The sequence below is a fragment of the Cupriavidus cauae genome, from assembly GCF_026210475.1.
GTDB classification, from domain to species: Bacteria; Pseudomonadota; Gammaproteobacteria; order Burkholderiales; family Burkholderiaceae; genus Cupriavidus; species Cupriavidus cauae.
On sequence record NZ_CP080293.1, the window covers coordinates 3,275,857 to 3,294,428 of the forward strand.

The following is an 18,572-nucleotide window of genomic DNA, read 5'->3' on the forward strand; positions in this document are numbered from 1 at the left end:
CGCGTTCAGTTGGCGGCGGGTCTGGTCCGCAATTACGTCGAAGACGCGACCCCATCGCCGGATGCCTGGGCCACGGCCCGAACGTTCTCGGCCACCGCCTTGCCGGCCGCGACGCCGGACGCCCAAGCCCACTGGAAATTGTAGCCACCGAGCCACCCGGTGACGTCAACCACCTCGCCGATGAAGTACAGGTTCGGCACCGAGCGCGCCATCATCGTGCTGGACGACAGCGCGCGCGTATCGCCCCCGCCGCGCGTGACCTCGGCCTTGCGGTAGCCCTCGGTGCCGGACGGCACCAGCTGCCAGCGGTTCAGCGCCTCGCCCAGCTTGCGCAGCGCCTTGTCGGGCAGATCGTGCGGCAGCCTGGCGGCGTCCAGCCCTGCCGCCTGGCACCAGGCGTCGGCCAGCCGTGCCGGCATGCGCGCGGCCAGCAGATTGCCAAGATGCTTGCGGGTGCCGTTCTTGGCCTCCAGCAGCCAGGCCGCCGCGTCCTCGCCCTCGAACAGGTCGATGGTGATCGGCGTGCCGGGGCGCCAGTAGCTGGAGATCTGCAGCACCGCCGGGCCGGACAGCCCGCGGTGGGTCCACAGCAGATCCTCGCGGAAGGCGCCGGCCTCCTTGCCCTTGCCGGTGGCGATATCGACTTCCTTGGACAAACCTGCCAGCGGCGCGAACGGCTGCCAGGCGGCCCCATCGAAGGTCAACGGCACCAGCGCTGGCCGGGTTTCCACGATCGGCAAGCCGAACTGGCGAGCGATCCGGTAGCCGAAGTCGGTGGCGCCGATCTTCGGGATCGACAGCCCGCCGGTCGCGACGACCAGGGCGCCCGCGCGCACCGGGCCGTCGGGCGTCAGCAGTAGAAAATCGTCCCCTTCGCGCCGGACCTCGGCGACCGTGCAGCCGGTGCGCCAGTGCACCTGCCCCGCGCCGCACTCGGCGCGCAGCATCTCGATGACCTGCTCGGCGCTGTCGTTGCAGAACAGCTGGCCGCGGTGCTTCTCGTGCCAGTCGATCTGATGGCGCCGCATCAGCGCGAGAAAGTCCTGCGGCGTATAGCGCGCCAGCGCCGAGCGGCAGAAATGCGGGTTGTCGGACAGGTAGTTCGCGGGACCGGCATGCAGATTGGTGAAATTGCAGCGCCCGCCGCCGGAGATGCGGATCTTCTCGGCGAGCCGCGTGGCATGGTCGATCAGCACCACGCGGGCGCCCTGCTGGCCCGCGACCGCGGCGCACATCATTCCCGCCGCCCCGGCGCCGAGCACGGCGACGTCGTAGCGCCCGGCCCGGGACGATGACGACGGCTGGCGCGATAATGGGCGCGCCGATGGGGGCACTGCTGGGTGCGACTGTGGCATGACTGTCCTGCTGGAGAATCGGCGATTGTAGCGAAAAGCGGGCAATGGCCTGCTGTGCTACCCTCACAGGCTTTGCCCCGCAGCCACCTCGGGACTCCTGGACCCCGCCTTACACCATGCTCGTTCTCGGCATCGAATCCTCCTGTGACGAAACCGGCCTGGCCCTCTACGACACCGAGGCCGGCCTGCTCGCGCACGCGCTGCATTCGCAGATCGCGATGCACCGCGACTACGGCGGCGTGGTGCCGGAGCTGGCCTCGCGCGACCATATCCGCCGCGTGCTGCCGCTGCTGCAGCAGGTGCTGGACGAGGCCGGCCGCAAGCGCGGCGATATCGACGCGATCGCCTTCACGCAGGGCCCGGGCCTGGCCGGCGCGCTGCTGGTCGGCGCCTCGGTGGCCAACGCGCTGGGATTCGCCCTCGATGTGCCGATGCTCGGCGTTCATCATCTGGAAGGCCATCTGCTGTCGCCGCTGCTGACGCCGAATCCGCCCGCCTTCCCCTTCGTCGCGCTGCTGGTATCGGGCGGCCATACGCAGCTGATGGAAGTGCGCGGCATCGGCGACTACGCGCTGCTCGGCGAGACGCTGGACGACGCCGCGGGCGAGGCCTTCGACAAGACCGCCAAGCTGCTCGGCCTGGGCTACCCCGGCGGGCCGGAAGTGTCGCGGCTGGCCGAGTTCGGCCTGCCGGGCGCCTACGAACTGCCGCGGCCGATGCTGCATTCGGGCAATCTGGATTTCTCGTTCGCCGGCCTGAAGACCGCCGTGCTGACGCAGGCGCGCAAGCTCGGCAATATCTGCGAGCAGGATCGCGCCAACCTGGCGCGCGCCTTCGTCGACGCGATCGTCGATGTGCTCGCCGCCAAGTCGATGGCGGCGCTGAAGGTGACCGGCCACAAGCGGCTGGTGGTCGCCGGCGGCGTCGGCGCCAACCGCCAGTTGCGCGAACGGCTCGACGAGCTGGCGGCGAAGCGCCGCGCGCAGGTGTTCTATCCCGACCTCGCCTTCTGCACCGACAACGGCGCGATGATCGCCTTCGCCGGCGCGATGCGGCTGCAGGCCGCGCCGCAACTGGCGCAGCGCGAGTACGGCTACGGCGTCACGCCGCGCTGGGATCTGTCGGATCTGCGGCTGCCTGCGGTGCAATGAGCGGCGCCATGTGCCAGCAGGCCATGACCGGCGCAATAACCTGCGCCATGAGCCACGCCCTGACCTGCCCCGTGGCCCGCCCCATGACCCCCGCCTGAACCGCAGGGCGCATCAGCGAAAAAAAAACGCCACCCGGCCGGGTGGCGTTTTTCTTGGTGGGTGGCGACGAAGAGATCGCTCAGCCGGCCAGCTGGCTCACCCGCTTGTCGCGCTCGATCACCGCATACGCGCTGTGGTTGTGGATCGACTCGAAGTTCTCGGCTTCCAGCACATAGGCCACGATGCGCTCGTCGGCATTGAGCCGCATCGCGATGTCGCGCACCAGGTCCTCGACGAACTTCGGGTTCTCGTAGGCGCGCTCGGTCACGTACTTCTCGTCAGGACGCTTGAGCAAACCCCACAGCTCGCAGGAGGCCTCTTCCTCGGCCATGCGTACCAGCGCCTCGATCGGCAGATCGGCCGCCAGTTCGACGCTCATCGTGATGTGCGAGCGCTGGTTGTGCGCGCCGTACTGCGAGATCTTCTTCGAGCACGGGCACAGGCTGGTGACCGGCACCAGCGCCTTCAGCCACACGCGGGTGACGCCGTCGCGCGCTTCGCCGATCAGCGTGACTTCGTAGTCCATCAGCGAAGCGACGCCCGACACCGGCGCGATCTTGTTGATGAAATACGGGAAGGTGACTTCGATACGGCCGGCCTGCGCTTCGAGGCGCTGCAGCATCTTGTCGAGCAGCGCGCGGAACGAGGCCAGGTCGAGCGGCTCGCGCTCGTCCTCGAGCAGCGCGACGAAGCGCGACATGTGCGTGCCCTTCTGGTCGGCGGGCAGATGCACGTCGAGGTTGAAGGTGCCGACGGTCGGATGCACGCCCTGCGCGGTACGCATCGTGAGCGGATAGCGCACGCCGCGCACACCCACGCGCTGGATCGGGATCTGGCGGGTGTCCAGGCTCGATTGCACATCGGGCATCACGAAGGCCGGATTGATGTCATTCATGACGGATTTCCTCGGTTTCCTTTACGGTCGCGGCATCTTCGCAGTCCACCTTGCCGCGCAACGAGTGTGAAACCACGGGCGCGCCGGAAAACACGGCGGCGCCAGCCCGCAGCTGCGAACACGAAACCCGCGATTCTAAGGGAATTCGGGTGATGCCGCCCGCACCGGGCCGACAGCGGCCGGTGCGGGTGCGTGGGAAAAACCCGCTCAGGCGGCCTTGGTTGCCGCGGCAGAGGCGGCGGTGGCGTCCGTGGCAGCGGGCGCCACCAGGCCGAAACGCTCGCGCACCGAGCGCTCGATGCCGCCCGCGTCCAGACCGCATTGCGACAGCAGGAAGGCGGGATCGCCGTGGTCGATGAAGTGGTCCGGCAGGCCGAGCTGCAGCACCGGAATCTCGATGCCGGCCGCGGCCAGCGCCTCGAGCACCGCGCTGCCGGCGCCGCCCATCACCACGCCCTCTTCCACCGTGACGAGGTAGTCGTGCTCGCGCGCCAGCGTCTTGACCAGCTCCACATCGAGCGGCTTGACGAAGCGCATGTTGGCCACCGCGGCGTCGAGCTTGTCGGCCGCGCCGAGCGCGGGATGCAGCATCGAGCCGAACGCCAGCACGGCGACCCGCTGGCCGGCACGCGCGCCGCAGCTGCGCCGCATCTCGCCCTTGCCGACCGGCAGCGTCTCCAGGGTGGCCGCGGTCGCCACGCCCGGACCGGCGCCGCGCGGATAGCGCACCGCGGTCGGGCAGTCCTGCGCAAAGGCGGTGCTCAGCAGCTGGCGGCATTCGTTCTCGTCCGCCGGCGTCATCACCATCATGTTGGGGATGCAGCGCAGGTAGGCGATATCGTAGGCGCCCGCGTGGGTCGCGCCATCGGCGCCGACCAGGCCTGCGCGGTCCAGCGCGAACACCACCGGCAGGTTCTGCAGCGCCACGTCGTGGATCAGCTGGTCGTAGCCGCGCTGCAGGAAGGTCGAGTAGATCGCGACCACCGGCTTCAGGCCCTCGCAGGCCATGCCGCCGGCGAAGGTCACCGCATGCTGCTCGGCGATGCCCACGTCGTAGTAGCGGTCCGGGAAACGCTGTTCGAACTCGACCAGCCCCGAGCCTTCGCGCATCGCCGGCGTGATGCCGATCAGGCGCGGATCGGCCGCGGCCTGGTCGCACAGCCATTCGCCGAACACCTGCGTATAGGTCTTGCGCGCCGGCTTGGCGGCCGGGCGGATGCCCTCGGCCGGATTGAACTTGCCGGGGCCGTGATACAGGATCGGGTCGGCCTCGGCCAGCTTGTAGCCCTGGCCCTTCTTGGTGACGACATGCAGGAACTGCGGGCCGGCGCCCTCGAGCGCGCGGCGGCGGATGTTCTGCAGCGTCGGCACCAGCGAATCGAGATCGTGGCCGTCGATCGGCCCGATGTAGTTGAAGCCGAATTCCTCGAACAGCGTGGCCGGCACCACCATGCCCTTCGCATGTTCCTCGAAGCGCTTGGCGAATTCGAGTACCGGCGGCGCGACCGACAGCACGCGCTCGATGCCCTTCTTGGTCGCGGCATAGAACTGCCCGCTCAGCAGGCGCGCCAGGTGCCGGTTCAGCGCGCCGACCGGCGGCGAGATCGACATGTCGTTGTCGTTGAGCACCACCACCAGCGGCAGGTCCTTGTAGACGCCGGCGTTGTTCATCGCCTCGAAGGCCATGCCGGCGGTCATCGCGCCGTCGCCGATCACCGCGATCGACACGCGCTGCTCGCCGAGCGTGCGCGCGCCGAGCGCCATGCCCAGCGCGGCCGAGATCGACGTCGACGAGTGCGCGGTGCCGAAGGTGTCGTACTCGCTTTCGCTGCGGCGGGGAAAGCCCGAGATGCCGTTCCACTGGCGCAGCGTGTTCATGCGCTCGCGCCGCCCGGTCAGGATCTTGTGCGGATAGCTCTGATGGCCGACGTCCCACACCAGGCGGTCCACCGGGGTGTCGAACACGTAGTGCAGCGCGATCGTCAGCTCGACCGTGCCGAGATTGGACGACAGATGGCCGCCGGTCTGCGAGACCGACTCCAGCACGAAGGCGCGCAGTTCGTCGGCCAGCGTGGTCAGCTGGCGGCGGTCGAGCTTGCGCAGGTCCGCGGGGTCGTCGATGGTATTGAGCAATGCGTAAGTCATGGTATCCGTCCTGCCGCCGGATTCTCCCGTCCGGCTCGTCGTTTTACGGCGATCGGTCGCGCGGCGCGCAGTCAATGCGTGCGCAGCACGATCAGGTCGGCCAGGTCCGCCAGTCTTGCCGCGGGGGCGCCGAAATCGCCCAGCGCCTTGCGCGCGTCGTCGCGCAGCCGGGCGGCCAGTTCGCGAGCCGCATCCAGGCCCAGCAGCGACACATAGGTGGGCTTGTGCTGCTCGGCATCCTTGCCGGCGGTCTTGCCCAGTGTGGCGGTATCGGCGGTAACGTCCAGAATATCGTCTACCACCTGGAACGCCAAACCGATCGCGGCGGCGTAGCGGTCCAGCGCCGCCAGTCCGGCCTCGTCGATGCCGCCGCACAGCGCGCCCATGCGGATGCTCGCGCGCAGCAACGCGCCGGTCTTCATCCGGTGCATCGTTTCGAGCTGGTCCAGCGACATCGCCTGGCCGACATGCTGCAGGTCGATCGCCTGGCCGCCGGCCATGCCGATCGAGCCCGAGGCGCGCGCCAGTTCGCCGACCAGCCGCAGCCGCGCGGCGGGTTCGAGCGCGTCGGTCTCGGCCAGCACGATGAAGGCCTGGGTCTGCAGCGCATCGCCGACCAGCAGCGCGGTGGCCTCGTCATAGGCCTTGTGCACGGTCGGCCGGCCACGGCGCAGGTCGTCGTCGTCCATGCACGGCATGTCGTCGTGCACGAGGGAATACGCGTGGATCATCTCGACGGCGCAGGCCGCGGCATCGCAGGCCCGCGGGTCGGCGCCGCCAACCTCGCCCGCCGCATGGACCAGCAGCGGGCGCACCCGCTTGCCGCCGCCCATCGCCGCGTAGCGCATCGCCTCGTGCAGCCTTGCCGGCAGGCGGTCCGCCGCCGGCAGCGCGGCCGCCAGTGCCGCCTCGGTACGGGCGGCGCGGTCCTGCATCCATTGCGCGAAGGCGGTCATTCGGTCTCTGCCTGGCTGCCCGGCTCGGCCAGGGGCTTGAGGGTATCGCCCTCGAGCACCTTGACCTGCTGCTCGATGCGCTCGAGCATCTGCTGGCAATACTTGACCAGTTCGGCACCGCGCCGGTAGGCCGCCAGCGATTCCTCCAGCGGCAGGGCCCCGCTTTCCATGCTGGTGACCAGCGCTTCGAGCTCGGCCATGGCGGCCTCGTACGAGGCCGGCGGCGCGCTGGTGGGGACCTGGTCGCCGTCACCGGCAGGCACGGTGTTTGTCTTTGGCATAAAGGGGATTCGATCCAGAAACCGCGATTTTACGGCAAATCGCCGCGGCCAAGCCCGATCCGATGGAGGGGGCCGGCGCGGCCCGGCCGGCACGCCGATAGCCGGCATGTCACCGTGAGCATAAATCGCCACATTATGGCCGCCCAATGTTCGCGGTCGCGCCAAAAAGGCAAAAAAATCAGGCCCTTATCCCGGGGGTGGGGTACAATCCCCGGTTCGTCAGCGAAAACCGCGGCACCATGCCCCGGGGCTCAGGGTCTGACTGTCTTTCCCATATCGATTTCAATTTCGATGGTTGGGTTGTTCACTGCTTTCGCCTGTTTATTAGGGAGTGGGGATAATGTCCAATCTCAGCACCGCGCTGAAGCTTGCGCCGGCTGATACACAGCTGCCCGTCCGTGCGTACTTCGACGAGGCCTTGCATCAACAGGAACTGGATCTGCTGTTCAAGAAGGGCCCCGGTTATGTCGGCCACGCGCTGATGGTGCCCGAAGTCGGCGACTACCATACGCTGGCCGCCGAGGAAGAGGGCCGCATGCTGGTGCGCAATCCGGAGGGCATCGAACTGATGTCCAACGTCTGCCGCCACCGCCAGGCCATCATGCTGAACGGCCGCGGCAACGCCTCCAACATCGTCTGCCCGCTGCACCGCTGGACCTACGATCTGAAGGGCGAGCTGCTCGGCGCGCCGCATTTCGCCCAGCAGCCCTGCCTGCATCTGAAACGTTCGCCGCTGCAGAACTGGAACGGCCTGCTGTTCGAAGGCGAGCGCGATGTGCGCGCCGATCTCGCGCGCCTGGGCGTCTCGCAGGACCTGAACTTCGACGGCTACATGCTCGACCATGTCGAGGTCCACGACTGCGACTACAACTGGAAGACCTTCATCGAGGTCTATCTCGAGGACTACCACGTCGTGCCCTTCCACCCGGGCCTGGGCAGCTTTGTGTCCTGCGACGACCTGAAGTGGGAGTTCGGCGAGTGGTACAGCGTGCAGACCGTGGGCCTGCACGCCGGCCTGAAGCGCCCCGGCAGCGCGACCTACCAGAAGTGGCACGACGCCGTGCTGCGCTTCAACAACGGCGAGCTGCCCAAGCATGGCGCGATCTGGCTGACCTACTACCCGAACGTGATGGTCGAGTGGTACCCCAACGTGCTGGTCATCTCGACGCTGCACCCGATGGGCCCGCGCAAGACCCGCAACGTGGTCGAGTTCTACTACCCCGAGGAAATCGTGCTGTTCGAGCGCGAGTTCGTCGAGGCCGAGCGGGCCGCCTACATGGAGACCTGCGTCGAGGACGACGAGATCGCCGAGCGCATGGATGCCGGCCGGCTGGCGCTGATGAAGCGCGGCGACAACGAGGTCGGCCCGTACCAGTCGCCGATGGAAGACGGCATGCAGCACTTCCACGAGTGGTATCGCCGCGCGATGGGACCGGCGGCCTGAGCGCCGGCCCCGGCCCTGCCTGAGACGGACCGCCACGTCGGTCCGTTTTTCATTGGCGCGGACGCGGGCGTCGCTGCGTCGTACACTGCCTCGCACGCCACACATCGCCTCAACCGCCGCCTCCACCGCCGCCTCGCACGCCCCCTGGTGCGCCGCCCGGCACGCCGCTTCGCACACTCCTGGGCGATGACCGCGCATCCGCTTTGGTGCATTGCATCAGCACTGCTACAATCGGCTCGCCCAAGCGGCTGTCACCTCACTTGCCGCCCGGCACGCTGCCGCGCCGATGGGCGCCGCGCCGCGGTTCCCGACCTTCCCCGCTGTCCTCGCCTTTCCTCGCCATGCAATCGCTCTGGATGCTGTTCGCCGCCTTCTCGTTCTCGTTGATGGGGGTGGGCGTCAAGCTGGCTTCCGAGATGTACACCACCGGCGAGATCGTGTTCTACCGCAGCATGATCAGCATGCTGATCATCTGGGCGATCCTCGCCTCCAGCGGCATCTCGGTGCGCACCCCGCATATGACCACGCATATCAAGCGCAGCCTGTTCGGCGTGACCGCGCTGATGCTGTGGTTCACCTCGATCAGCCTGCTGCCGCTGGCCACCGCGATGACGCTGAACTACATGTCGCCGGTCTGGATCGCGCTGATCGTCGGCGCCGGCGCGGCGCTGGCCGGCACCGCTGGCGGCGCGGACCGCAAGCTGATCGGCGCGATCGTGATGTCGTTCGCCGGCGTGATCTGCCTGCTGCAGCCTTCCGTCGGCAAGGACCAGCTGACCGGCGGCCTGGTCGGGCTGATCTCGGGCATGTTCACGGCGCTGGCCTATGTCGAGGTGCGGCAGCTCGGCCAGCTGGGCGAGCCCGAAGGCCGCATCGTGTTCTATTTCTCGCTGGTCGGCACGCTGGCGGGGGTGGTCTGGATGATGTTCTCGGGCGTCAGCAGCCACACCTGGCACGGCGCCGGCCTGCTGCTGGGCATCGGCATCCTGGCCACCCTGGGCCAGACCGCGATGACGCGGGCCTACAAGCGCGGCAACACGCTGCTGACTGCCAACCTGCAGTACGCCGGCATCGTGTTCTCCAGCCTGTGGGGCATGATGATCTGGAACGACGCGCTGAACTGGCTGTCGTGGCTCGGCATGGGCCTGATCATCGCCAGCGGCATCGCCACCACGCTGACCCGCGCGCGCGAGAGCACCAGCCAGCCGACGGCGGCGACGCCGGTCAAGTCGGCCGAGGCGGAGGTGCATCCCGAGGTGTAGGCCCCCCTCGGCGTGGCACTCCCCTCGGGGAAGTCGCGGTCGTTCCGGGACGGCGAACGCCGCCCCACTCTCCCCGGCCCTCTCCCGCAAGCGGGAGAACGCCCCGCGCAAGCCGGCATGGCGCGCGCGCAGGCTGGCCCGCTCCGCGTCAGCCTCGGCCCGATAGCGGCAGACGCCACTTTCGGCGATCATCGGGATTCCTCGACGATCCGTCGCCACTAGACAGGTTTTACGATGCCCCAAGCCGTTTGGACCACGCTGATCTCCTGCGCCGACCTGCATGCGCTGCGCCAGGATCCGGGCCGGCACAGCGTGCTGATCGATTGCTCCTTCGACCTGACCGATCCCGCCGCCGGCCGCGAGGCCTACCACCAGAGCCATCTGCCCGGCGCCTTCTACCTGCATCTGGACAACGAGCTGTCGGGCGAGAAGACCGGCAGCAACGGCCGCCATCCTCTGCCCGATGCCGATGCGCTGACGGCGCGCCTGCGCGCGCTCGGCGTCAACGACGACACCCAGGTGGTGGTCTACGACGCCCAGGGCGGCATGTACGCCGCGCGGGCCTGGTGGCTGCTGCGCTGGGTCGGCCATCAGGCGGTGGCCGTGCTCGACGGCGGCAAGCAGGCCTGGGTCGCCGCCGGCCTGCCGCTGGAGAGCGGCACCACGCCGGAGCCCGAGGCCCTGGCGGGCGGCAACCTGACCCGCCGCCCTTCGCTGGTCGGCACGGTCGACGCCGATACCCTGATGGCCAATCTGCAGTCGCCGACGCGGCTGGTGGTCGATGCCCGCGCGCCGGATCGCTTCCGCGGCGAGAACGAGACGCTGGACCCGGTCGGCGGCCATATTCCCGGCGCGGTCAACCGCTGCTTCAAGGACAATCTGCAGCCCGACGGCCGCTTCAAGCCCGCCGAGGCGCTGCGCGGCGAATTCGGCGGCGTGCTGGGCGCGACGCCAGCGGAGCGCGCGGTGATGCAGTGCGGCTCCGGTGTCACCGCCTGCCACAATCTGCTGGCGCTGGAAGTGGCGGGACTGCCGGGCGCGGCGCTCTACCCCGGTTCGTGGAGCGAGTGGTGCGCCGATCCGGCGCGGCCGGTCGCGACCGGGGACCGGTAGGCCGGCGTCGGTCAAGCCAGCCGCCCTCGGGACTGGCAAGCCGGCGTCAGTCGAGTCAACCGCCCTCGGGGAGCGGTAGCCGGCGCCAGTCGAGTCGATCGCCCTCGGCGAGCGGTAGCCGGCGCCAGTCAAGTCAACCGCCCTCGGGGAGCGGTAGCCGGCGCCAGTCGAGTCAACCGCCCTCGGAGAGCGGTAGCCGCCGCCAGTCGACTCAACCGCCCTCGGGGCGCGGTAGCGGGCGCCGGTCCGGCGCTAGTCCAGCCAGCCGCCCGGGGAGAGCGGCGGCTGGACGAACTCAATGGTCGGTGTGCGCGTGCGCATGGTCGGCCGCGCCATGGCCGGCCTCGCCGTGGCCGTGGTGATCGTGGACGCCGTCGGTCACCCAGACGATCGCCGCGATCCCGGCGGCGACCAGCACCACCTGCACGATCGATTCGCGCCAGCGCGGCTTGCGCTGCATCTGCGGCATCAGATCGCTGACCGCGATATAGAGGAAGCTGCTGGCGGCGATCACCAGCACATACGGCACCCAGCTGCTCATCTCGTCGAGCAGGAAGTACCCCACCAACCCGCCGACCACCGCGGCCAGGCTCGACAGCAGATTGAAGGCAAACGCGCGCGCCTTCGAAAACCCGGCATTGAGCAGCACGATGAAGTCGCCCACTTCCTGCGGGATCTCGTGCGCGGCGATCGCCAGCGCGGTGACGATGCCGATCTTCGGGTCGGCCAGGAAGGCCGCGGCGATCACGATGCCGTCCGCGAAATTGTGGAAGGTGTCGCCGACCAGGATGGTCAGGCCGCTGCGGCCCGCCTCTTCGCGGTCATGCCCGTGATGGTGATGATGACCGTCGCCCTCGTGATGGTGCGAATGGCGCAGCAGCGAGATCTTTTCCAGCAGGAAGAAGCCCAGCAGGCCGGCCAGCAGCGTGCCGAACAGCGCGCGCGGGTCGGCGCCCGAGGCGAACGCCTCCGGCAGCGAATGCAGCAAGGCGGTGGCCAGCAGCACGCCGACCGAAAAACTGACCATGCGCTCCACCGCGCGCGATGCCGCGGTCAGGGACAGCAGGGCGGCACCGAGAATGCTGCCCACGCCGGAAATCGTGGTGGCCAGCAGGATCAAGACGAGCGTGGAAAAGATGATGGGCTCCCGGAGGGTTCGCCCCTGCCCGTGTCGCGGGCCGCGCGGCCTGGCCGCGTCGATCCGTATAAACGCAACACTGTTGCAAGAGGCGCAAAGCCCGCATTGTACGGAGGTCGGGGGCGGTTTTGCAATGGGCTTGACGCGTGCCGGCCCTTTGCGTCTTCGCTACTCTTCCGCCCAGGATGCGCCGGTCAAGCGATGAGCCTGTCCCAGATACTTTTCGAGTATCGAAAGGAGGCTCGTGGCCTGACCGGCGGAAATTGGGGGAAAGGGAGACGTGTAGCTCGTGCCGTTGCGCCGCATATGGGCATTGACCACAAAAGCGAATTCAGCATTGCTCATTCCGAGATCCGCACATACCCTCTGAATCGCCATATTGCGACCGGCATCGCGAATCCGTACCTCGTGGAACTCCAACACTGCCTGAACCACCTGGAAAAACCCTTCGTAGGCAATGGAAAAGACGGGCATTGGGGCTTCGTCAGCATCCAGTTGCCGCCCGGCAGCCAAATAGGCGCGCGCGTTGCGTAAATAGGCCTCCAGTGCGCCTGGCGTTCGAGGTTGCTCTGTAAAGCAGTTAAGACGAATCAGATTTTCATACTCATGTGGCCGGGACATCAGGTAGCACCCTCACGATCGATCCGGCGGCAATACGGGCAACGAGGGGGTCGCTGCTCACGAGATCCGCCCATTCGGCAGGAGAGTACGCATTCAGATGTACGGGGCGACCAAGTTCCACTCCGACCTTCAGCATTGCGTCCATTAACGCCATCATCGGCGCTGTCCCTATCACCATCAGGTCGATATCGCTGCGATGGCTGTCCTCCTCGCGTGCAACCGATCCAAAGAGAAAGGCCTCGGCGATTTCGGCTGCAAACGGCCGCAGCGCATTTCGTATCGGCTCTACCAAGCCAAACGACTTGCTGCAAATGCTCTGTAGTTCGGGATAAAGCGCAAACGCGGTATTGGCCCGGATGACGCGTTGGTTGCCGCGTCGCGGCTCCTCCGACAAGACGCCCGCATCAATGAGCCGTTGGACGTGGCGCTGACCGTTGCCACGCCCTCCACCGACATGCTCGATCAGTTCACTCAACGTGAACGTCCGCGTCGGCTCCCCGTAGACTCTCGCCAACACGCGTTGAACCCCCGGCGAGAACATGAAGTCAGCTAGTCCCACACATATCCCCAATTTAGGTACGATCGTACCCATTATAGGGATACTTGGACGGCGGTTGGCTCCCGGTGTCGTGGTTCTTTTGGTAGAGCTACGCCACCCCATGCTCCTTGAACCACGCCAGGCACTTCTGCCAGCCGTCCTTCGCGTCCGCCTCGCGGTAGCTCGGCCGGTAGTCGGCATGGAAGGCGTGGCCGGACTCGGGGTAGACGATGAACTTGGAGGCCTTGGCCGCCGGGTTGTTGGCCGCCGCCAGCGCGGCCTTCATCCGGTCGACCGCCTCCAGCGGGATGCCGGTGTCCTTGCCGCCGTACAGCCCAAGCACCGGCGCCTTCAGCTGCGCGGCGAGATCGATCGGATGGCGGGGCTGCAGCGGCGTGGTGTCGCCGTTCAGCCGGCCGTACCACGCGACGCCGGCCTTCAGCTGCCTGCTGTGCGCGGCGTACAGCCAGACCACGCGGCCGCCCCAGCAGAAGCCGGTGATGCCGACCTTGCCGAGATTGCCGCCGTTGGCGCCGGCCCAGGCCACCGCCGCATCGAGGTCGCCCAGCACCTCGTTGTCCGGCGTCTTGGCGATGATCTCGCGCTGCAGTTCCTGGATCGTGCCGAAGCTGGTCGGATCGCCCTGGCGCGCAAACAGCTCGGGCGCGATCGCCAGATAGCCCTGCTTGGCGAAGCGTCGGCAGGTATCGGCGATGTATTCGTGCACGCCGAAGATCTCGCTGATCACCAGCACCACCGGCAGGTCGCGCTTGCCCTGCGGCATCGCGCGGTAGATCGGCATCTTGAAGTCGCCGGAGGGGATGGTGACCTCGCCGGCCGTCAGCCCTTCGAAGTCGGTCTTGATCGCTTGCGCGGTGACCGGCAGCGCTGCGGCGGCGAAGGCCGAGCCGAGGGCGGTCTTGACGAAGCTGCGCCGGTCGAACGTCTGGCCGGGTACGAGGCTTTCCACTTCGGGCTTGAGCATGCGGGTCTCCTGATGTTGGCGAACGGGGGACGCTGCGCCAGCAGACGAGCCGGGGCATCAGGAAGGCGATTCTAAGCAAACATGGTGTCCAGCGCACGCTGCAGGCCGGCGGGCGGCGCGCGGTGCCCGCGCCCTTGCCGAGCGCATGTCGAGCTTCTACCGAGCCCCTACCAAGACCGTGCGGAGCCGCTGCGGAGCCCCTGCCGAGCCCTCCGCCGAGCCCCTGCCAGCCCCTGCCGCGCCTTTGCGGCGCCCCTCCGCGCCCGGCCCTTGCCGCGCCCGCCCCGCCCGGGGCGGCCAACCGCTCAGTGCAGCTTCACCCGCGGATTGGTCTTGCTGCGCAGCCAGTGCGCGACCGTATCGAGCGCCATGCGCACCGCACCGTGCAGCGCCATCACGTGCATCCGGTACAGCGACGAGTACATCAGCCGGGCCATCAGCCCCTCGATGAACATCGAGCCGCCGATCAACCCACCCATCAGGTTGCCGACCGCGGTGAAACGGCCCAGCGACACCAGCGAGCCGAGATCCTTGAACTGGAATTCCGGCAGCGGCCGGCCCTCCAGCCGCGCCCGCAACGCGTCGTACAGAAAGCTGGCCTGCTGGTGCGCGGCCTGCGCGCGCGGCGGCACCGTGGTCTGCTTGGCCGGCCACGCGCAGCTGGCGCAATCGCCGAACGCGAAGATGTCCGGGTCGTCTTCGCTCTGCAGCGTCTGCCTGACCACGATCTGGCCCTGCCGGCTCAACGTCAGGCCGAGCGTCTTCAGCACCGGCGGTGCGGTGATGCCCGCCGCCCACACCGTCAGTTCGGCGGGAATCCGTTTGCCGCTGGCGGTCAGCACCGCATCGGGCCCGATCTCGGTGACGCGCTCGCCGACCAGCATGCGCACGTCCAGCTTGCGCAGCAGTTCGGCGGTTTCACTCGACACGCGCTCGGACAGCGCCGGCAGGATGCGCGGGCCGCCTTCGATCAGCGTGATATGGATGTCGCGGCGGGGGTCCAGGCGGTGCAGCCCGTAGGCATTGAGCACCTGCGCGGTATTGCGCAGCTCGGCCGACAGCTCGACGCCGGTCGCGCCGGCGCCGACGATCACGACATCGACGTCCGGCCGGCCGTCGCCATCGTCGTCGTTCCGGCTGAGCCCGTTCTGCGCGCGGACACAGGCCGAGATCAGCCGGCGGCGGAAGCGTTCGGCCTGCTCGACGGTATCGAGCGCGATCGCATGTTCGGCCGCGCCGGGCGTGCCGAAGAAATGCGTGACCGAGCCGATCGCCAGCACCAGCGTGTCATAGGGAATGTCGCGCGCGGGCAGCAGTTCCAGCCCGTCCTGGTCGACACAGGCCGCGACCGAGATCGTCTTGCGCGTGCGGTCGAGGCCGGTCAGCTCGCCCTGCTGGAACTCGAAATGGTGCCAGAGCGCCTGCGCCGCATATTCGAGCTGATGGGTGTTCTGGTCCATGCTGCCCGCGGCGACCTCGTGCAGCAGCGGCTTCCAGATATGCGTGGGCGAACGGTCGACCAGCGTGATATGCGCGGCGCCGCGCTTGCCCAGCTTGTCGCCGAGACGCGTCACCAGTTCCAGGCCACCTGCTCCACCGCCGACTACGACAATCCGATGCGCGCTTGTTTGCATTGTTCTACCCGTTCTGAATGGTCGGACCGCCGGCATGCCGGCGGCGACTGCTGCCTGCTGCTGTCAGTTCTGTCAGTTCTGTCAGTTCTGTCGGCACCAGTTTGCTGCAATGCAGCAAACTTGGCAAGACGGCACCGGGCGAACACCTCAGTGCGCTTCTTCCCAATTCGCACCGACCCCGGTTTCGGCGACCAGCGGCACCCGCAGCGCCGCCACGCCGCACATCAGTTCCGGCAGGCGCGTGCGCACCAGTTCCAGTTCGGCGGTCGGCACCTCCAGCACCAGTTCGTCGTGCACCTGCATGATCTGCCGCGTGCCGAGCGACTCGCGCTCGATCCAGTCCTGCACCGCGATCATCGACAGCTTGATCAGGTCGGCCGCGGTGCCCTGCATCGGCGCATTGATCGCGGCGCGCTCGGCGGCCTGGCGGCGCGGGCCGTTGCCGCCGTTGATGTCCGGCAGCCACAGCCGGCGGCCGAACACGGTCTCGACATAGCCCTGCTCCCGCGCGGTCTGGCGCGTCTCTTCCATGTAGCGCGCCACGCCGGGATAGCGCATGAAATAGCGGTCGATATAGTGCTTGGCCGCGTCGCGCTCGATGCCGAGGTTGCTGGCCAGGCCAAACGCGCTCATGCCGTAGATCAGGCCGAAGTTGATGACCTTGGCATAGCGGCGCTGCTCGCTGCTGACCGCATCCGCCGCCACGCCGAAGATCTCGGCCGCGGTCGCGCGGTGGATGTCGTCGCCGCGCGCAAAGGCGCCGAGCAGGTTCTCGTCGCCCGAGATATGGGCCATGATGCGCAGCTCGATCTGCGAATAGTCCGCCGACACGATCGCATGGCCCGGCGACGCGATGAAGGCCTCGCGAATGCGGCGGCCCTCCTCGGTCCGCACCGGGATGTTCTGCAGGTTCGGCTCGGTCGACGCCAGCCGGCCGGTCACCGCGGTGGCCTGGCCGTAGCTGGTATGCACGCGTCCGGTGGCGGGATTGACCATGCGCGGCAGCTTGTCCGTGTAGGTCGACTTCAGCTTGGACAGCGCGCGATAGTCGAGCAGCAGCCGCGGCAGCGGATAGTCCTCCGCCAGCTTCTGCAGCACCTCTTCGTCGGTCGACGGCGCGCCGCTGCTGGTCTTCTTGACGACCGGCAGCTGCATCCGCCCGAACAGGATCTCGCCGATCTGCTTGGGCGAGCCCAGGTTGAACGGCTGGCCGGCGGCCTCGTAGGCGCGCTGCTCCAGTTCCATCATGCGCTGACCCAATTCGGCGCTTTGCGCGGCCAGGCGCGGCGCATCGATCAGCACGCCGTTGCGCTCGATCTTCTGCAGCACCACCGACACCGGCATCTCGATGCGCTCGTAGACGTAGCGCAGGCCCTCGGCCGCCTCCAGCTGCGGATACATCTTGCGATGCAGGCGCAGCGTCACGTCGGCGTCCTCGGCCGCGTATTCGGTCGCGCGCGCCAGGTCGATCTGGTCGAAGCACAGCTGGTTGACGCCCTTGCCGCAGACCTCCTCGTAGGTCAGCGTCTTCAGGTTCAGCAGCCGTTCGGCGAGGCTGTCCATGCCGTGATTGCGGTGCGAGGCCAGCACGTAGCTCTGCAGCATGGTGTCATGGCGAATGCCGCGCAGCGCGATGCCGTGGTTGGCGAACACATGGACGTCGTATTTCAGATGCTGGCCGACCTTGTGCCGGTCCGGGTCCTCCAGCCACGCACGCAGCCGCGCCAGCACGAAGTCGCGCGGCAGCTGGCCGCGGCCTTCCATGCCGGCCACGTCGGGGCCCTGGTGCGCGACCGGGATATAGCAGGCGATGCCGGGCTCGACCGACAGCGAGATGCCGACCAGTTGCGCCTGCATCGGATCGATCGATGTGGTCTCGGTATCGATGCAGGTCAGCTCGGCGCGTTCGATGCGGCGCGCCCATTCCTCGAGCGCGGACTCTGTGACCACGGTCTCGTAGCGGATCTCGGCCGGCGGGGTCTCCGCCACGGGCTCATCGGTGGCGGCCGGACCGTCGAACAGGCTCGCCTGCGGACCGCGCGACGCCGCGGCGGCAGCGGCCTGCGTGCGCGCATCGGGCAGGCGTTCGCCGGTCAGCTCGCGCAGCCAGGTCTTGAAGCCGTAGCGCGAGAAGAACGCGACCAGCTTCTCCTTGTCCTCGCCCATGTCGCGCAGCGCGTGGAAGTCGGGAATCGGTCCGGACAGATCGCAGTCGATCTTCACCGTCACCAGCTCGCGCGCGCGCGGCAGCCAGTCGAGCGTGTTGCGCAGGTTCTCGCCGACCACGCCCTTGATCTTGTCGGCGTTGGCCATGATGCCGTCGAGCGTGCCGTATTCGGTCAGCCATTTGACCGCGGTCTTCGGACCGACCTTGGGCACGCCCGGCACGTTGTCGACCGCATCGCCGATCAGCGACAGATAGTCGACGATGCGTTCCGGCGGCACGCCGAACTTGGCCACCACGCCCGGCGGATCGAGGACCTCGCCGCTCATCGTATTGACCAGCGTGACGCTGTCGTTCACCAGCTGCGCCAGGTCCTTGTCGCCGGTCGACACCACGGTGCGGATGCCCTCCGCGGTAGCCTGGCAGGCCAGCGAGCCGATCACGTCGTCGGCCTCGACGCCATCGACGACGACGATCGGCCAGCCCAGCGCGCGCACCGCCTCATGAATCGGCTCGATCTGCCGCGCGAGATCCTCGGGCATCGACGGGCGGTGTTCCTTGTATGCGGGGTACAGCGCATCGCGGAAGGTCTTGCCCTTGGCGTCAAACACGCAGGCGCTATACTCTGCCGGGTAATCGTTGCGCAGCTTGCGCAGCATGTTGATCATGCCGTAGATGGCCCCTGTGGGCAGGCCTTCGCCGTTGCGCAGATCCGGCAGCGCGTGATACGCGCGATATAGATAGCTCGACCCATCGACGAGCAGCAGTGTTTTAGGACTATCCGACATTCC

Annotated in this window: 15 protein-coding genes; 4 read left to right on the top strand and 11 right to left on the bottom strand. The window is 67.9% G+C overall.

Features of this window, described 5'->3' with window-relative positions; genetic code table 11:
- Positions 1–32 precede the first annotated feature (32 nt).
- Complete coding sequence (locus tag KZ686_RS14595; RefSeq protein WP_265632695.1) at positions 33–1,355, bottom strand: BaiN/RdsA family NAD(P)/FAD-dependent oxidoreductase; 1,323 nt, start codon at positions 1,353–1,355, stop codon at positions 33–35.
- A gap of 116 nt (positions 1,356–1,471) precedes the next feature.
- Here KZ686_RS14595 and tsaD point away from each other — a divergent pair, with 116 nt between their 5' ends.
- Positions 1,472–2,506 carry a tRNA (adenosine(37)-N6)-threonylcarbamoyltransferase complex transferase subunit TsaD gene (tsaD, locus tag KZ686_RS14600; RefSeq protein WP_150084913.1) on the top strand — a complete coding sequence of 345 codons (1,035 nt, stop codon included), beginning with the start codon at positions 1,472–1,474 and terminating at the stop codon, positions 2,504–2,506.
- 178 nt (positions 2,507–2,684) lie between these two features.
- On the opposite strand, the gene folE2 is transcribed toward tsaD, so the two are convergent.
- The 4 genes from folE2 to KZ686_RS14620 form a co-directional block, all read right to left on the bottom strand.
- Positions 2,685–3,500 (bottom strand): GTP cyclohydrolase FolE2, encoded by an 816-nt coding sequence (gene folE2, locus KZ686_RS14605; RefSeq protein WP_226107456.1) that lies wholly within the window; start codon positions 3,498–3,500, stop codon positions 2,685–2,687.
- A gap of 207 nt (positions 3,501–3,707) precedes the next feature.
- Positions 3,708–5,645 (bottom strand): 1-deoxy-D-xylulose-5-phosphate synthase, encoded by a 1,938-nt coding sequence (dxs, locus tag KZ686_RS14610; RefSeq protein WP_265632696.1) that lies wholly within the window; start codon positions 5,643–5,645, stop codon positions 3,708–3,710.
- Between the two features lie 71 nt (positions 5,646–5,716).
- A complete protein-coding gene (locus tag KZ686_RS14615) occupies positions 5,717–6,601 on the bottom strand; it encodes a polyprenyl synthetase family protein (RefSeq protein WP_149316944.1) in 885 nt (294 codons plus the stop codon).
- Positions 6,598–6,882, bottom strand: coding sequence for an exodeoxyribonuclease VII small subunit (locus KZ686_RS14620; protein WP_149316943.1), 285 nt, complete (start codon positions 6,880–6,882; stop codon positions 6,598–6,600). Before KZ686_RS14620 ends, KZ686_RS14615 begins: the two co-directional genes overlap by 4 nt.
- A gap of 340 nt (positions 6,883–7,222) precedes the next feature.
- On the opposite strand from KZ686_RS14620, the gene KZ686_RS14625 reads away from it, so the two are divergent.
- From KZ686_RS14625 to KZ686_RS14635, 3 genes are all read left to right on the top strand, one after another.
- Positions 7,223–8,326, top strand: coding sequence for an aromatic ring-hydroxylating oxygenase subunit alpha (locus tag KZ686_RS14625; protein WP_149316942.1), 1,104 nt, complete (start codon positions 7,223–7,225; stop codon positions 8,324–8,326).
- 341 nt (positions 8,327–8,667) lie between these two features.
- Entirely contained in the window at positions 8,668–9,588 is a 921-nt protein-coding gene (locus KZ686_RS14630) for a DMT family transporter (protein ID WP_149316941.1), read from the top strand.
- Positions 9,589–9,822: 234 nt separating this feature from the next.
- Positions 9,823–10,701 (top strand): sulfurtransferase, encoded by an 879-nt coding sequence (locus KZ686_RS14635; RefSeq protein ID WP_265632697.1) that lies wholly within the window; start codon positions 9,823–9,825, stop codon positions 10,699–10,701.
- A gap of 295 nt (positions 10,702–10,996) precedes the next feature.
- Here KZ686_RS14635 and KZ686_RS14640 read toward each other — a convergent pair whose 3' ends face one another.
- The 6 genes from KZ686_RS14640 to polA form a co-directional block, all read right to left on the bottom strand.
- Positions 10,997–11,821 (bottom strand): ZIP family metal transporter, encoded by an 825-nt coding sequence (locus tag KZ686_RS14640; RefSeq protein WP_223819880.1) that lies wholly within the window; start codon positions 11,819–11,821, stop codon positions 10,997–10,999.
- A gap of 186 nt (positions 11,822–12,007) precedes the next feature.
- The gene (locus KZ686_RS14645; protein WP_149316938.1) at positions 12,008–12,460 is read right to left on the bottom strand and encodes a hypothetical protein; all 453 of its coding nucleotides are present in this window, start codon (positions 12,458–12,460) and stop codon (positions 12,008–12,010) included.
- Positions 12,444–12,935 carry a nucleotidyltransferase domain-containing protein gene (locus KZ686_RS14650; protein ID WP_226107442.1) on the bottom strand — a complete coding sequence of 164 codons (492 nt, stop codon included), beginning with the start codon at positions 12,933–12,935 and terminating at the stop codon, positions 12,444–12,446. Before KZ686_RS14650 ends, KZ686_RS14645 begins: the two co-directional genes overlap by 17 nt.
- 172 nt (positions 12,936–13,107) lie before the next feature.
- On the bottom strand, positions 13,108–13,983 hold the full coding sequence (locus KZ686_RS14655) for a dienelactone hydrolase family protein (protein ID WP_149316937.1): 876 nt from the start codon (positions 13,981–13,983) through the stop codon (positions 13,108–13,110).
- A 305-nt stretch (positions 13,984–14,288) separates the two neighbouring features.
- A complete protein-coding gene (locus tag KZ686_RS14660) occupies positions 14,289–15,617 on the bottom strand; it encodes an NAD(P)/FAD-dependent oxidoreductase (RefSeq protein WP_149316936.1) in 1,329 nt (442 codons plus the stop codon).
- A gap of 147 nt (positions 15,618–15,764) precedes the next feature.
- A complete protein-coding gene (gene polA / locus KZ686_RS14665; protein ID WP_265632698.1) occupies positions 15,765–18,569 on the bottom strand; it encodes a DNA polymerase I in 2,805 nt (934 codons plus the stop codon).
- Positions 18,570–18,572: the final 3 nt, after the last annotated feature.

Bases quoted from the DNA above. Each gene is read 5' to 3' on its own strand.
- KZ686_RS14620 (WP_149316943.1), bottom strand. From the start codon at position 6,882: ATGCCAAAGACAAACACCGTGCCTGCCGGTGACGGCGACCAGGTCCCC.
- KZ686_RS14595 (WP_265632695.1), bottom strand. From the start codon at position 1,355: ATGCCACAGTCGCACCCAGCAGTGCCCCCATCGGCGCGCCCATTATCG.
- KZ686_RS14645 (WP_149316938.1), bottom strand. From the start codon at position 12,460: ATGTCCCGGCCACATGAGTATGAAAATCTGATTCGTCTTAACTGCTTT.
- polA (WP_265632698.1), bottom strand. From the start codon at position 18,569: ATGTCGGATAGTCCTAAAACACTGCTGCTCGTCGATGGGTCGAGCTAT.
- KZ686_RS14660 (WP_149316936.1), bottom strand. From the start codon at position 15,617: ATGCAAACAAGCGCGCATCGGATTGTCGTAGTCGGCGGTGGAGCAGGT.
- KZ686_RS14625 (WP_149316942.1), top strand. From the start codon at position 7,223: ATGTCCAATCTCAGCACCGCGCTGAAGCTTGCGCCGGCTGATACACAG.
- folE2 (WP_226107456.1), bottom strand. From the start codon at position 3,500: ATGAATGACATCAATCCGGCCTTCGTGATGCCCGATGTGCAATCGAGC.
- tsaD (WP_150084913.1), top strand. From the start codon at position 1,472: ATGCTCGTTCTCGGCATCGAATCCTCCTGTGACGAAACCGGCCTGGCC.
- KZ686_RS14635 (WP_265632697.1), top strand. From the start codon at position 9,823: ATGCCCCAAGCCGTTTGGACCACGCTGATCTCCTGCGCCGACCTGCAT.
- dxs (WP_265632696.1), bottom strand. From the start codon at position 5,645: ATGACTTACGCATTGCTCAATACCATCGACGACCCCGCGGACCTGCGC.
- KZ686_RS14615 (WP_149316944.1), bottom strand. From the start codon at position 6,601: ATGACCGCCTTCGCGCAATGGATGCAGGACCGCGCCGCCCGTACCGAG.
- KZ686_RS14630 (WP_149316941.1), top strand. From the start codon at position 8,668: ATGCAATCGCTCTGGATGCTGTTCGCCGCCTTCTCGTTCTCGTTGATG.
- KZ686_RS14655 (WP_149316937.1), bottom strand. From the start codon at position 13,983: ATGCTCAAGCCCGAAGTGGAAAGCCTCGTACCCGGCCAGACGTTCGAC.